General features: G+C 35.5%; 10 protein-coding genes. All 10 read right to left on the reverse strand.

All coding sequences use genetic code 11. From position 1 onward, the window contains the following. Positions 1–648: M56 family metallopeptidase (locus HMPREF9333_RS02155; RefSeq protein WP_005539455.1), on the reverse strand; the 648-nt coding region annotated here is incomplete at its 3' end. Then, positions 626–1,039: a BlaI/MecI/CopY family transcriptional regulator gene (locus tag HMPREF9333_RS02160; RefSeq protein WP_005539456.1), complete on the reverse strand. Its 414-nt coding sequence runs from the start codon at positions 1,037–1,039 to the stop codon at positions 626–628. The genes HMPREF9333_RS02160 and HMPREF9333_RS02155, both read right to left, overlap by 23 nt. A gap of 326 nt (positions 1,040–1,365) precedes the next feature. Next, positions 1,366–1,641: a DNA cytosine methyltransferase gene (locus HMPREF9333_RS12460; RefSeq protein ID WP_083816556.1), complete on the reverse strand. Its 276-nt coding sequence runs from the start codon at positions 1,639–1,641 to the stop codon at positions 1,366–1,368. A 363-nt stretch (positions 1,642–2,004) separates the two neighbouring features. Next, positions 2,005–3,288 (reverse strand): aminotransferase class I/II-fold pyridoxal phosphate-dependent enzyme, encoded by a 1,284-nt coding sequence (locus HMPREF9333_RS02165; RefSeq protein ID WP_005539461.1) that lies wholly within the window; start codon positions 3,286–3,288, stop codon positions 2,005–2,007. A gap of 138 nt (positions 3,289–3,426) precedes the next feature. After that, positions 3,427–3,699, reverse strand: coding sequence for a hypothetical protein (locus tag HMPREF9333_RS02170; RefSeq protein ID WP_005539463.1), 273 nt, complete (start codon positions 3,697–3,699; stop codon positions 3,427–3,429). 298 nt (positions 3,700–3,997) lie between these two features. Then, positions 3,998–5,140, reverse strand: a complete 1,143-nt coding sequence (locus HMPREF9333_RS02175) for an acyl-CoA dehydrogenase family protein (protein ID WP_005539466.1) — start codon at positions 5,138–5,140, stop codon at positions 3,998–4,000. Positions 5,141–5,321: 181 nt separating this feature from the next. Further along, on the reverse strand, positions 5,322–6,812 hold the full coding sequence (locus tag HMPREF9333_RS02180) for an MORN repeat-containing protein (RefSeq protein ID WP_005539468.1): 1,491 nt from the start codon (positions 6,810–6,812) through the stop codon (positions 5,322–5,324). Positions 6,813–6,877: 65 nt separating this feature from the next. Then, positions 6,878–8,386: a MocR-like pyridoxine biosynthesis transcription factor PdxR gene (gene pdxR / locus HMPREF9333_RS02185; RefSeq protein WP_005539470.1), complete on the reverse strand. Its 1,509-nt coding sequence runs from the start codon at positions 8,384–8,386 to the stop codon at positions 6,878–6,880. 72 nt (positions 8,387–8,458) lie between these two features. Next, positions 8,459–10,225, reverse strand: a complete 1,767-nt coding sequence (locus tag HMPREF9333_RS02190; RefSeq protein ID WP_005539472.1) for a glutamine--tRNA ligase/YqeY domain fusion protein — start codon at positions 10,223–10,225, stop codon at positions 8,459–8,461. A gap of 89 nt (positions 10,226–10,314) precedes the next feature. Next, the gene (locus tag HMPREF9333_RS02195) at positions 10,315–15,264 is read right to left on the reverse strand and encodes a S8 family serine peptidase (protein WP_005539473.1); all 4,950 of its coding nucleotides are present in this window, start codon (positions 15,262–15,264) and stop codon (positions 10,315–10,317) included. Positions 15,265–15,410 lie beyond the last annotated feature (146 nt).

Consider the following 15,410-nt stretch of genomic DNA (forward strand, 5'->3'; position numbering starts at 1 on the left):
TTGGTCTTTTAAGTGCGTCATCTCATGCTTAAGTATAAGCTCCGTTTCCAAATCCGAAAGACTATTTTTTGATAAAAATATCCTCGGCTTAACAAACCCTATTATAAACGGGGAAGGTATCACGGAGTTCATAAACACTCTAAAATCCTTTTTTATGCCCATTTCTTCAATAAGCCTGTTTTTTGTTTCAATGCTTGTGCCGTCAGTTAAGAGTTCACTTAATTTGTCAAGTTTCTTTAAAAAAGCCCTTTCCTTGATTAATTGGTTTATTCCTAAAGCAAATATCCCTATAAACCAGACTGCAAGCAGAATTAAGAATATAAGACTTCCACCAAAAGAGGTGGCATTGGCAATGGTCTTATCTCTGACAAAAGACAATTCGGATACATCATTGCTTATAATACTCAGTTTTTCAGTAATTAAAAATCTGCCGACAATATATCCTGTAATTATCAAGAGTGAAAATGAAATATACAGTATAAGACCCTTAAGCAGTTTGTTAAGTTGGCACATACTTAATATCTTTTCAAGATAGTCTTTAATAAACACCATTAAAACAATAACTATGTTTGTAACTATTATCGGTACAAACAGTATAAATAGAAAATCGCTTGCTATTCCCACATCATTTGTCGTCGTCCAAAGCATTTTCAAAGTCCTTTAATAAATTGTTGATTTTATCAAGCTGCTCCTCGCTCAATGTATCTTTTCCGTAAAAGGCGGCTATCAGATATTCAAAGGAGCCTTTGCCTGTCGCCTTTTTTATCTGCTGTCTTAACAATGCCCTTTCGTATTCAAGTTCGGATATTAAAACAGTGTATATATGATGCCAGCCTGCTTGTTTTTTTCCCAAATATCCCTTTTCGGAAACACTGAATAAAATTCCGCTTACGCTTCCTCTCGGCATTTTAGCTTCCTCATAAATCTCACTGCTTGATATCTCGCCTGAATGTGTCCATATAAATTTCTTCATAAAATCATATTCTTTGGGCGTTAAATTCTTCATTCCGCCTAAGTATTCCAAGAAACCGCTCCCCATAAAAGCCCCTCCTTTTGCTTTTGATAATATTTTTGTTGGTACAAACACATTATATATTATAATGCTATAAAAGTCAATAAAAACAATATGATATAAAAACTGTTATAAGACGCACGGCATTGTTTGCCATATGTTATATATCTGTGTTAAGCTGTAAAAATATAGAATATTAAGATTATAACTATTAGTATTTTTATATTTAATATAACTTTGTTAGTCTGACTAATCCATGAGTAATAATAATATATTAGATTTTATCTATAAATTTTTAACCACCACCCAGTTATTCTCCTTAACCAACATCAGCTCATACTGAAATACCTGTATCATCTTTGTGTCCTCATCATCCTGTCGCCTATAAGTGAGAGGTTTTGACAGGGGGAACCGAAAGCTATAATATCCACGGGCTCCGTTTTTCTTACATCTATCTTTTTTATATCCCCTAAATGCTTCATCTTTGGAAAGTGTCTTTTTGTAACGGCTATGGCATTTTTATCTATCTCACTTGCACATACAGGCTCTATCCCGAAGTGTGAGGCGGCAAGAGGAAATATCCCTATTCCGTCAAAAAGACTTCCAAGTGTTATTGTTTTATTTTCTATATTTACATCTCCTTAAATTTCTTTATAATGATGGTAGTAATAAAAAAAGAGATGACAGTTTGTTAGCTGAAATCTCTTTTGGTTGATACCTATTAAATTTTTTAGTTTTCCACAAAAGCTTTTATATCTGTATATCAAGGCTCTGATTAAAGTAGTAAAAAAGTAGTATTTTCAGGGTAAAAACTTGTGGCAAAGCCCTTTAATTAAGGGTTTGGAGGGAATATGGGGATTATTTATTATAAATAAAACCGGAAAAATCTCATAAAATATATTATACAAAGCTTTAATACAGCCTGATATATTATGAAATTCACCCGGTATTTATACTATTCAGTATTTATTTACAGTATTTATTTACAGTATTTATTTACAGTTTTTAATCAGTTTCCTTACACTCACAAGCTTTATACACAGACATAAAAGCTCCGATGCAGCCTTAAGTTCATCAATACCCGGATATGAAGGAGCTATCCTTATATTTGAGTCTTCAGGATCAATGCCGTCAGGAAATGTTGCTCCTGCAGGTGTCAATACAACTCCGGCATCTTTACAGTATGCGACAACTTCCTTTGCACATCCCTCCATAGTATTAAGTGATATAAAATATCCGCCTCTAGGCTTTGTCCAGCTTGCCGTATCTGTACCTGAAAGCTCTTTTTCAAATGTAGCGGTAACCATCTCAAATTTAGGTCTTAAAATCAAAGCATGTTTTTTCATATGGGCACGGATACCCTCTATATCCTTAAAAAATCTTGTATGCCTAAGCTGATTCATCTTGTCATGACCTATGGTTTGAAAAAATAACTGTTTTTTAATCTCCTCAATATTCTTCTTTGAGGCAGCCATTGCGGCTAATCCCCCTCCTGTAAAACTTATCTTTGATGTTGAGGCGAATTTATACACCATGTCCGGATTTCCCGCCTTACTGCATTCTCTTAAGATATCGGTAAGTTCTTCATAATCATCGTATAAATTATGTACACCGTAGGCGTTATCCCAATATATCCTGAAATCTTTCGCCCTGGGCTTCAGTGCAGCCATTCTTTTTACAGTTTTGTCAGAATATATCGTACCGTCAGGATTTGAATATTTGGGTACGCACCACATTCCTTTTATACTTTCATCCTCAGCTACAAGCTTTTCAATCATATCCATATCAGGACCGTCTTTAAGCATCGGAACATTTACATACCCTATGCCGAAATGCCTGAGTATGGAAAAATGTCTGTCATATCCGGGAACAATACATATAAACTTAACTTCTTTAAGATCTTTCCAAGGTGTCATACCAAAGATGCCATGAGTATATGAACGTGATACGGTATCGTACATTATATTAAGGCTTGAATTTCCATAAATTATTACTTCATCCGGAGATGAATCAAGTATGCCCGACATAAGCTCCCTTGCTTCCCTGATTCCTTCTAAACAACCGTAATTTCGGCAGTCAAAGCCATCTTCACTATTTAATATTGATTTTGAATTAAAGACATCAAGCATCCCCATACACAGGTCGAGCTGATCCGGTCCCGGCTTTCCTCTGCTCATATCAAGCTTAAGATTCTTATCCTTAAAACTTATATACTGCTTTTCAAACTTTTCTTCAAGCTTAATAAGTTCCTCTTTTGAAAGTGTTTTATATGACATATTTCCTCCTGATATTTTTATACATTTATAAATCTTTTATAAGCAAATAATATGAACTTATATACGAAAAACATCCGTCAGGCTTTATAGTATATAAATTACAAATCTGCACTTTAATGAATTATGAATTTTCTCCGACTATCTCTGGCTCTGGATTATATCCAGCTTTGCTTTAAGTTCGTCAATCCTTTGATCCGACTCCTTTATCTTTTGAAGCTGTTCTACAATTATATCATTATCACGAAGAACATCATGTAAAGCAACGTATTGTCCTATAATCAGAAGATAAGACTTTATAGTCCTTTCTTCAGATTTTATCTCCATCTTAAGCTTGTTTACATCAACCACTTCACGACCTTTATCCACAGCCATCTGCGTAAGTATGCCAACCTTGTCTATAATACCTGCCATAGTGCAGCCTCCTTTTATAAATTAAATCATGATAAAACATATGTTAATATATTTTGTTATATCATGTCAATATAAATCTTGTCGAAGTGCTGTCATTTAAGTACATTCAATAGTATTTACTACTCACCTTTATTTTCATTATAATTATAAACCTTAAAATATATCCAGCCCAGAAATGTAAGCATCAAAAAAGCCGCTCAAACCTTCCGGTTCATGCGACTTTTCCGATTTCAAATTATATAGCAAATATCTAAATGAGTTAACGCTCAAAATACTGTACTTTACTTAAAGGCTGCAACTATCTTCTGCTGTTGAGCATATTTGAAGCTACAACTATCCTCTGTATTTCATTAGTACCTTCGAATATCTGGAATATTTTAGCATCCCTTAAAAATTTCTCAACCGGATATTCTCTTGAATAACCATAACCTCCAAATATCTGTATAGCATCACTTGCTACTTCCATAGCTATATCGGAAGCGTAGCATTTTGCAATTGCCGATTCCATACTGAACGGCAGCCCCATATCCATCTTTGTAAGAGAATGTACCGTCATCTGTCTTGCAGTTTCCACCTTTATCTCCATATCGGCTATTTTAAACTGTATTGCCTGATTTTTGATTATAGGTTTCCCAAACTGTACTCTCTGATTTGCATAATTTATAGCTTCTTCCATAGCTCTCTGAGCAATTCCTGTTGCAATACATCCCATCCACGTTCTAGCCTGATCAAGTGTCTGCATTGCAATTTTAAATCCTTTTCCTTCCTCACCTATAAGGTTTTCAGCCGGTATCCTGCAGTCCTCAAGTACAACATCACATGTGTTTGAACATCTTATTCCCATCTTGTCCTCATCCTTGCCGATGCTTAATCCCGGGGTTCCCTTTTCAACAAGAAACATTGATATGCCCTTTATGCCCGCTTCTTTATCGGTCATTGCAGTAATACAGTACACATCCGCAACTCCGCCGTTGGTTATAAAACATTTCCTGCCGTTCAAAACATAGCCGTCTTTATCTTTCACGGCAACCGTCCTGCCTGAACCTGCATCAGAGCCCGCTCCCGGCTCTGTAAGTGCAAATGCTGAAAAGCCTCCTTCCATTACTATATTGCACACCTTTTCTTTCTGCTTTTCACTTCCTGCAATAAGAACCGGCTTCATACCAAGTCCGCTTGCTGAGATAGTTACTGCAAATCCCGCATCTGCCTTTGCCATTTCTTCCATAAGTGCAGCAATATCAACCCTTGAAAGACCTAAACCGCCATATTTTTCAGGAACCTCAAGTGCAGTGTACCCAAGCTCTGCCGCCTTTTTATAAATTTCCGCCGGCCACTCACCGCTTTTATCAAATTCCCTCGACTGTTCTCTTACCTCTTTATCGCAAAATTTTTTAATATCCTCCAACAAATCCTTTGCATCTTCTGAAATTATGTAAGCCATTACAGTTCCTCCTTATAATATTGTTGTTTTAACATAATTTTATATTTATTTAAATTGCTTTTTCATATATGGAAAAATACCAAAAACTTATTATAGATAAAAATTTATCTACTACTGTAGTTAGATTATCTCACAATTTTTATGTTTTGTAAATACTTTCGTAAACACACTCTATACTAAATTATTTAAGCTTAAGGCTGTTTTTCCATGTGGTATTTTCCACTTCACTCGGCTTAAGCTCATAAATATTTGCATTATCCGATGCAATAAGACGATACACCCCGTCTTTCTCATCATATTTCCATCTGCCGTCAAGAACTATCTTTCCCTGTGCAACAGTCAGACTCCACTCAGCCCTGCTTTGATCGGCATGTTCATTTACGTATTTTACATCACCTTCCATAAGGTTTGATACAAAATTCCCTTCTCTGATTACATTAGTAGTTTCAGAATCATGCTTAGGGTAGGCAAAACCTGCAGTACCCTGACCGTCAAGCAGCCCGTCCTTCCAATTTCCGAAAGCATAGTCATATCTGTATGAATCGGCAGTATATGCCTTTATAGCGGTTGCATTTCCATTTGGAACACCGTTTTCAAAATCACCGAAAAATGCAGTGTTGCTGTTTTTTAAAACCAGTCCGCTTGCATTTTCATTTTCAAGCTTTTTAAACTTATCACCATCAAATACATATAGCTCCTTATTAAGCTTATCATTTAAAAGATGCTCAATCGTCTGTGTATTTTCAATTATAAATGAAGCCGCACCGTCTCTGTCGCCTTCTTCAAAAAATCTGTAAATCCTTTTAGCTGCCAATAATTCATCTCTGCTTATAGTATCTTCAAGACTTTGTGTACTCTGTGTATTTTGTTTGTTTTCTTCAGCCTCATTTAAAGGCTGAGCGATTATCCCTTCAAGAAACTTTGTACTTTCCTGTACCGGATCCGAAGATTCCAAACCGTTTTCATAAGCGGCACTTGAAGAATTAAGGTCTGCTTTATTATCTCCACTTTCAGAGGCTTTACTTCCTGTAAAAGCAAAGGTTTCAGCTACACTTGAATCATCTGATGCGGCGGTATTGTCAGCTGTCTGTGTACTTTTCAGTGCAGCTTTACGGGCTGTATTTTTATTTATATTTGCAAACACTATAAGTAAAATTACAACTAAAGGTACTACTGCACTATACAGCGGATTTATTCCCATATCTTCAAGATTTTCCTTTAAATTTGAAAATAAATTAAAAAATAAATCTAAAACTGCTGCTGCCGAATTTTTAACAACTGTTTTAATATCGACTTTTTTATAGCTTTTTTTGCTTTTTCGTCCATCGCCGCCATATATATCTATACCGTATTCATCACCTATATATCCTCGTGCATCATTATATGCCATGTCGTCATATATGGTATTATCATACGGATTTGTATCATATATTGTCCCGTCATATACATTGCCGTCATATGGCATACCGTTATATATATCACCATTATACCCGGGCATATCATATATTTGAGCATTTATTTTTTTACGGGCATTTAAAGCTCTGCTTTTTCCCGCACCGCCACCCTTTTTTCTGCTCCTTTTTCTTCCGGGTTTAGCGGCAATATTTATATTATTATTTCTAATATATGCCTTCTGCTTTTTTCTCCTGCTTCTCCTGCTTTTTCTTGCCATGTAAATTCTCCTATGCAATTATGAGTATAGTGTATGGCAGAGTATTTATTTATATAATATTGCTCTTAAAGCCATACTTCCTTAAGAAGTAGCAATCCTTTCCTTATATCCTTTATACTTAAAGGTGCATAACCGAGTATAACCGTTTTATCTATTCTTTTTTTTATAAAATCATCTGTATCAAAATCTCCCGAATTAAAATCATTCATATATAAATCATCTATAAAAAAATCATCTATCGGATAAACCTTTACTCCCTTTTGAGCGGCAAGCTCAGCCAGATATTGTGCCGATTTTCCGGTTTTGCTTTTTAGTATAAGATGATGACCTGCATTTGAACCTATTATATCAAATTTTTCTAAAAACGGTTTTAACTCATCTATAAATATATCATGCTTTGATTTATAAATCTTTCTCATCCGGTTCAGATGCCTCTCAAAATGACCATCGGCTATAAAATTATACAGTATATTCTGGAAAGGTCTTGGAACCGTACATGACAAAAATCCAGCCTGCCTCTCATATGCTTCCATAAGCCTCTCAGGAAGAAGCATAAAACTTACTCTTATAGCCGGTGCTATGGCTTTTGAAAATGTTCCTATGTAAATTACATTATCTGCACCTCCCATTCCCTGCATTGCAGGTATGGGTCTGCCCTTATAACGGAATTCACTGTCATAATCATCTTCTATAATATATCTTTTTTTATCTTCAACAGCCCAGTTTATAATTTCACTTCGCCTTGAAGCCGACATTACTATACCGGTAGGGTACTGGTGAGACGGCATGGTATATACTATATCCGCACAGCTTTTTTTTAAGTCCGAAGTTTTTACTCCCGACTCATCCATACTTATAGCACTTATATCCCATCCCATACTCTTAAGAACACGGTATGCCTGTTTATATGTAGGATTTTCAATTGCTATACGGCGTTTACCCAATATAATTCCAAGTACAAGCATAAGGTACTCATTTCCGGCACCTATTATAACCCTGTCCGCACTTGCTTCCACAGCTCTTGCATGGTGCAGATAGCTTGCTATCGCTTCTCTGAGTGCCAACTCGCCCTTATGGTCCCCTGATGAAAACATACTTGTATTGTCGTCTGCAAATGTATCCCTTGAAAGCTTCCTCCATACGGTATATGGAAATGCGGAAAAATCAATACCTCTTGGTGAAAAATCAATTATATTTTTTTTAGTGCTTTCTTTATCTTTGCCGCCTATAATATTATTATAAGAAAAAGTCTTTTCTTTAAAAATTGTATGAACTTTTTCGTAATTTTCATTTCCTTTTAAGCTCTCAGACTGCTCAAGGTTATAAAGTTCCTCAATCTTTGATATAAAATAGCCCCTTGAAGCACAGGCCTCCACATAGCCTTCGGCTTCAAGCTGGGCATAGGCAAGTTGTACTGTAGAACGGCTTATTTTAAGATCGGACGACAGTTTTCTGGTTGACGGAAGTTTTTCACAAGTGCGGAGATTTCCGCTCTTTATCTCATTTTTAATATACTCATATATTTGCTCATAAATAGGTTTTTTACTGCTTTTAAGTGGTATTATAAGTTCCATATATAATTAATGCTCTTATATATCTTTTATTTTTCAAATAAGCTTTAAGCATTTTTGTATTTTGTTCCTGTTTTATTTATTCTCAAGTTTAAATGAGCTTTTAAGACCGACTATCCTGTTAAATACAGGATTATGTGCATGTGAATCCTTTGAATCCACACAGAAAAATCCGTTTCTTACAAACTGAAAACTCTCATACGGACTGGCCTCCTTAAGCAAAGGTTCAACATATGCACCCTTTATTGTTTTAAGAGAGTTAGGATTTAAATTAAGGCTTCCATCCTCCTGTGAATTTTGATCCTCACTGTTTTCATTTATAATATTCTCATAAAGTCTGCATTCTACATTTACAGCAGTTGATTTATTTACCCAGTGTATGGTTCCTTTTACTTTTCTTCCTTCAAAACCGCTTCCGCTCTTTGTTTCAGGATCGTATTGTGCATGAACCACAGTTACATTTCCGTCATCATCTTTTTCAAAGCCTGTACATTTTACAAAATAAGCTCCCATAAGCCTGACCTCATTTCCTAAAAACAGTCTGAAATACTTTTTAGGCGGATTTTCCATAAAATCATCTCTTTCAATCAAAAGTTCCCCCGAAAATTCAACCTGTCTGCTTCCAAGCTCCGGGTTCTCAAGATTATTCGGGATTTCAAGCATTTCACTTTTTCCCTCAGGATAATTGTCTATTATAAGTTTTATAGGGTCAAGCACTGCCATCATACGTGGTCTTTTCAGTTTAAGATCCTCTCTTATGCAGTATTCAAGCATAGCATAGTCGGACGATGAGTTTGCCTTTGAAACCCCTGACAGCTCAATAAATCTTTTTATCGACTCAGGTGTATAGCCTCGTCTTCTGAGTGCGGCAATAGAAACAAGCCTGGGGTCATCCCAGCCGTCAACCACACCGTCCTCAACCAGCTTTTTTATATATCTTTTTCCAGTTATTACATTAGTCAGATAAAGCTTTGCAAATTCTATCTGACGTGGAGGACTTTTATATTCACATTCATTTACAAACCAGTCATAAAGGGGTCTGTGATCCTCAAATTCAAGAGTACAGAGGCTGTGGGTTATACCCTCTATTGCATCCTCAAGCGGATGTGCAAAATCGTACATTGGATAAATACAGTATTTATCACCGGTATTATGATGGCTTTTATATGCGACTCTGTAAATCACAGGATCTCTCATGTTTATATTCGGGCTTTTCATATCAATTTTTGCCCTGAGTACCCTGCTTCCCTCTGCACATCTGCCCTCTTTCATATCATTAAACAGTCTTAAATTCTCCTCAATACTCCTGTTCCTATAAGGGCTTTCTTTCCCGGGAGTGGTAAAATCCCCCCTGTATTGTTTTATCTGCTCCGCACTTAGATCACATACAAAAGCTTTACCTTTTTTTATAAGGAGCTGTGCCTTTTCTATCATCTCATCAAAGTAATCCGAGGCAAAAAACAGCCTGTCTTCATAGTCCGCCCCAAGCCATTTTACATCTTCCTTAATTGACTCTACAAATTCCTCTTTTTCTTTTGAAGGATTTGTATCATCAAATCTGAGATTAAATTTCCCTCCATATTTCTGTGCCATCATATAGCTCAGTATAATAGCCTTGGCATGACCTATATGCAGATATCCGTTCGGCTCAGGTGGAAATCTGGTCTGTACTTTTGTATACCTGCCCTCCTTAAGATCCTTATCTATCTCAAGCTCTATAAAGTTTTTAGATATTGTCTCTTTTTTAGTAGTGCCTCCATCTGAATTTTCGTCAATCCGGCTGTCTTTTTTAATATAGTTTTCCTCAACCTGACTGTCTTTTTTTATACCCTTTTCTTCCATATAATTAGGACCTCCGAATTTTAAATTTAAATCTGGCTTTTTAGACTTGGCTGCCACTAAGTAGTATATCATAAAAAGACAAATTTTGTCTAATTTGACCTGTAAATATATATAGTCTTTTGAGTCTTATTACCTGCAATATCAACCGAACTTATACTTATACTGTTTTGCCCTTTATTTAAAGGCACTTTTATATCTCTTATAATCTCGGTTGTAACCCCGTCAGCCGCTTTCCTGTATGAAAGCCCGGTTTTATCATCCATACCTATAAGTGAATCTCCTCTATAAAGTCTCAGCTTAATCGAATTGTCTCTTGCTCTTATCTTAATTCTGACATTTTCAGAACTCAGTTCTCTGTCATATACCTGATAATCTACAAGGGGATTTAATCTGTCATAAAAAAGTCGCCTTACTATTGATGCCGTCTTTTTGCCTGCCGTAATCACCTCAACCCTTATATCTACATTAAAATCCTCCACATTAATTTCAGTTTCAAACGGATAGCCGTAGCCGTCATACAGCGTTTTCCCCGAACTTCTCAAATTGATTTTTTTCCTGTATAAATCAGAGCCTTTTATATTTATAATATCACCTATAGTATTTCCGTCATTGTCAACAAGCTTTATATTTACATCTTCAATTACATCATCCTCATTTATATAACCTATAAAACCTGCAACCTTAAGCTTTCCCTCTCTTACACCTGATGCGTTTAATATATCTAAGAGCCCGGGTGTATTTAAAAATACTGCCGGATATCCCTTTTTTGTATTGTTTATATCATTTTTTATATCTGACTCATCGGCTTCTATTATTAATAAATCTTCTTTTTCATCCTTTGAGGCATCGCTTGGTGTGGCATAGCTGTTTTTATTGTTTTTTGCACCTGCGTCTTTAGTATATCCCGAATGATTCTTATTTCCGGCATTTGACGGGGTCGCAGGAGGTTTTTCAGCTCCATTTTCCTGCCTGTTTTCAGGATTATTATTTTTATTTTCTCCATTATCTTTCCCCGATTCATCCTCATTTCCCGTTTCCTTTAAATCAGGCATACTGCCGCTTTTAAAAGCGGTAGCTATATCATAGCCGGCATCCATCTGCTCAATTGTAAACTCTACCGAATTATCATCACTGTTATATCTGAACTTGTATTTCTTTATATTTTTCATATCGGGCCTGTCATCTTTTATAATATCATACATTACATTATTGCTCTTTAATGAAAGCCTGCTTAAATGTGATTTATTATCCGGAAGTACAATTTTTATAACCGCCTTTTCCTCATTAGTAGTATAGGTATCTCTGTCCACAAGATGATTTCCGTTTATATATACATTTGCTTTGTAATTTTCTATATAATCAAAGAAATTTACAAAACGAAGTATATTATATTCCTTTACGGCACCTGTATCCGTTATAATGCCGTTTTCATTTGACAGATAATCCTGTGCCGAAATTAAAAGTTTTGCACTGTCTACAAAATACGGGCAATGTATCTCTATCTCACTGTTTCTGAAGTTATTTGAATAAACATATATCTCACCTCTTTTATCCGGAGAATCGGGTACCTGACTTTCAGGTATAAAAAGTTTTCCATCCTCAACCTTTATAAGCTGTTTATTATCTTTTACAGGCTCATCGGTAAATATTATCGCAAATGCTCTGCCATACCTTGGCATAAGCTGCCCGTTATCACCTTTTAAATATCTTACCGACTGAAGATATATCTTTTCAATTCCTATGCCTTTATCATAAACTTTAAAACTTACATCTTTCATACCCTCGGTATTACCTTGGGTTCCGGTTATATTTATATTGTTCACAACGGGTTTTGAGGTATCTATCCTTATCGGATAACGATAGATCTGCTCACCGTCGCCGCCTATTCCGTTATTGTTAAGTTTTGCCTTTATCTGGTATATATAGTTTATATCATCTGATGCAGGCATTCCGTTTATCTTCCCATCCCAGTATGAATCAGGCATCTTTATAAAACTGCTGTTTACATTCAGCCTGTTCAATTTTCTGACTGACTTTGACATTCCGAGCACTCTTAATGTTTCATTAGTATCTTCGTTAATGATTGAATATTCTATATCTTCCATATTTCTTAAAGGTGCAATCCTTACTCCGGCTTCAGGATAATATACACTGCCCGGTGAAAAATAAAGTATACCCTTGTACACCGGAAGTTTAAGCATCATCTTAGTCCCGAACATGGATGAGGGTGTGTCAGCTTTTTGACCCACATTAAACTGTACCTGCCTTTTATCCTGACCCTTTTCAGGAAGCTGAAAAGCATCTATTGCTTTCTGCTGTGCCCAGTCTCCGTAAAATCCTAAAAACGGAATACTGAGGTTTGAAATACCGTCACTATCTTCAAGCGTTATAAAACCCTCTATAAAATTATTTTCTTCAAGCTCCTGTGCATCCGAATAATCCATAACAAATTCCTCATCAAGTGTTGAATGTGCATCTACCGTAATTTTTTTGCGCACCTGTGATTGTTTAGACTTGATAAGGGCGGAAGTTTGTGTCCTGTATCCATCTTCTACAGGTTCATACAACGCTTCTGAAGATATAGTATAGGTTTTTGCTGCATCGCCAAAGTTTTCAAGTGTAAGTCTTGCACTGAACTGCTTGCTGTGAATTTCCCTAAGTTCAAGCTTTCCGTCGGCATTATCATCATTTGTCCCCCTTACTCTCACAACAACCTTTGTCTTTAAAGCATTTTCAATATTTAATACACCGCTACCCTGCTGCCTTACAAAATAAGGTACATCATCTACCAAATCATACTCCTTTAACGGTACGGCGGTATTCATAAGGAGAAGCTTTACAAATTCACTGCTGCCGTATTCATCATTTGTCGCTATATTATTCTGCTTAATATACTGCTTAACTATGGCGGCAGCTCCGGCAACCTGTGGTGATGCCATTGAAGTACCTGACATATTTTTATATTTCTGATCTTCGGTTGTCGAATAGATACTTCCTCCCGGAGCCGTTATTTCAGGCTTAATACGAAGATCGGGTGTCGGTCCCCATGATGAAAAACTTGAAAGAGTTCCTGAATTTATATTTTCCACGGACTGTGTTTTTGTATATACATCTATTTTAAGGTCGTTATTTTTATCGTAAGCCTTTTTTATTTTATCATAGGTACTTCTTTTTATCCTTAAAACAGTAATTTTTTTTGCTTCATCAGGTAAAGACGGTACGCCTGTCAGCTGTTCTCCCGTATTTTTATTATTATATAAAATAATACCTGCCGGATTATATTTTACTATATTTTTTAATTTATCACTAAATGAACTGTCAAGGTTTCTATCAAGTTCAAGCATAGCAAATTTACCTTTTATATTATCAGCCGTTTTATCCGGATCCAACTGTGCATCTGTAAAATTTTTAAGATCATATATATTTTTACTTATAATTTCAGGTGCATTTTCTCCTTTGTGCAAATCGACCGTCTCGCTTAAATGTGCCTGATATTCATCTTTAAACTTAATTATATTTAATTGCTTTTTGCTGTTTTCCATTGAAGCAACCGCTATTGAAGCCTCATCAAGTGCAGGACTTGCAACTACCGCCGTATCATAATTTTGTTTAAGCGGTTTTATATTATAAGGATTTCCCGCAGTGATTGTTCCATCATTGCCGGCTGATATTGAAATCACTATCCCTGCCTTTCTTGCCTTATTTATAACCTCACTCTCCGGATAATCCCTGCCTTCGATAGAAAAACCTGCAGCAGAACCAAGACTTAAATTTACCACATCCGCCTTAAGAGCTATGGCATCATCAAGTGCTTTAAGCCATATATCTGTAAACGTGGAGGGGTATTTAATGTCATCTGAAAATACCTTAAGGGCAAGTATCTGTGCATTAGGTGCTACACCATATATATTTTCTTCTTTATCATTTGCCCCCGCTATACCTGATACATGCATTCCATGCATAATTCCGTAGCTGTCAAAAAGATTTTTATTATAATCATAATAATTATATCCATAAGGTATTTTATCTGAATAATACGAACCCTTAAGCCTGTTCTGCCTTATAGCCGTCTCTATACTCTCCTTTGAATATGCAGCTTTTTGCGGATCATCAAGCCTAAATGCCTTATGTGTATAGTCTATGCCTGAATCTATAACGGCAATTACAGTACCCTCACCTTTATAACCCAGTGTATTCCACGCATAGGATGAACCTATTATTTTATTTGAAGATTTCAAATGCGGTCTTTGAAATTCCTGTGATACATAAACATTTTTAACTCCGGGAAGATTTTCAATTTTTTGAATTTCACCCGATTTTTCAGAGCTTATATCAATTGTAAATCCGTTAAATATGGTATCATAATGTCTGCTCTGTGAGGTATCCGCTTCTATCCCGCTATCTTTTATCTCGGATAAAAGAAGATCCTGATCTATTTTCAGTTCTTCTTTTTTATCATCTATAAACGCTTCTCCAAGCTGTGAATATTCGATATCACGGTTTATTGCCTCCTCTATAATAGAATCCTTTTCAAGTTCAACTATAAGCCTGATATTTTTTTCCTGTGTTGTTGCAGATTTTACATCATCAGTATATTCACTTTTATCTTTTATATTCTGTGAATATAACCCTCCGGCTTCTTGACTCTGCCCGGATTCAGTTTCATTTTTTATATTATACTTATATTCAGCTTCATCATCTATGCCATGTGATGTATGGTCGATTACATTTTTCATGCCCTGTGATGTATATCCGATTTCGTTTTTTATTTCCTGTGATGTATGTCCGATTTCATTTTTTAATTCCTGTGCATAAATTTTTGGTGCCGTAAATGATGAAAACAGCAATGTAGCTGATAATAAATACGCTATTTTTTTATTATCTAATTTAAATGTTCTATATACTACATTATAATTAAGCCTTGTTTTTTTATTTGGATTTGCTGTGGGATTTACAATATTTTCCTCAGTATTTATTTCATTATTTTCCGTATGTTTTTTATTTTTCTCACATATATAAGAGCTATATATATTATCCATATTATTTAAATAAACCTCTTTATATTTTAATATAGTGCTTTATATTTTATATCATTATATATCACCCGCATTTTAAAAATATAATCCGCTTTGTTTTGTTTTATAATTATTTTATTTTATAATTATCTTGTTTTATAAATCATTTC

It is taken from the genome of Johnsonella ignava ATCC 51276 (genome assembly GCF_000235445.1).
Taxonomy (GTDB): domain Bacteria; phylum Bacillota; class Clostridia; order Lachnospirales; family Lachnospiraceae; genus Johnsonella; species Johnsonella ignava.

Coding starts and splice junctions, on each gene's coding strand:
- HMPREF9333_RS02170 (WP_005539463.1), bottom strand. CDS start 3,699: ATGGCAGGTATTATAGACAAGGTTGGCATACTTACGCAGATGGCTGTG.
- HMPREF9333_RS02180 (WP_005539468.1), bottom strand. CDS start 6,812: ATGGCAAGAAAAAGCAGGAGAAGCAGGAGAAAAAAGCAGAAGGCATAT.
- HMPREF9333_RS02165 (WP_005539461.1), bottom strand. CDS start 3,288: ATGTCATATAAAACACTTTCAAAAGAGGAACTTATTAAGCTTGAAGAA.
- HMPREF9333_RS02160 (WP_005539456.1), bottom strand. CDS start 1,039: ATGGGGAGCGGTTTCTTGGAATACTTAGGCGGAATGAAGAATTTAACG.
- HMPREF9333_RS02175 (WP_005539466.1), bottom strand. CDS start 5,140: ATGGCTTACATAATTTCAGAAGATGCAAAGGATTTGTTGGAGGATATT.
- pdxR (WP_005539470.1), bottom strand. CDS start 8,386: ATGGAACTTATAATACCACTTAAAAGCAGTAAAAAACCTATTTATGAG.
- HMPREF9333_RS02190 (WP_005539472.1), bottom strand. CDS start 10,225: ATGGAAGAAAAGGGTATAAAAAAAGACAGTCAGGTTGAGGAAAACTAT.
- HMPREF9333_RS02195 (WP_005539473.1), bottom strand. CDS start 15,264: ATGGATAATATATATAGCTCTTATATATGTGAGAAAAATAAAAAACAT.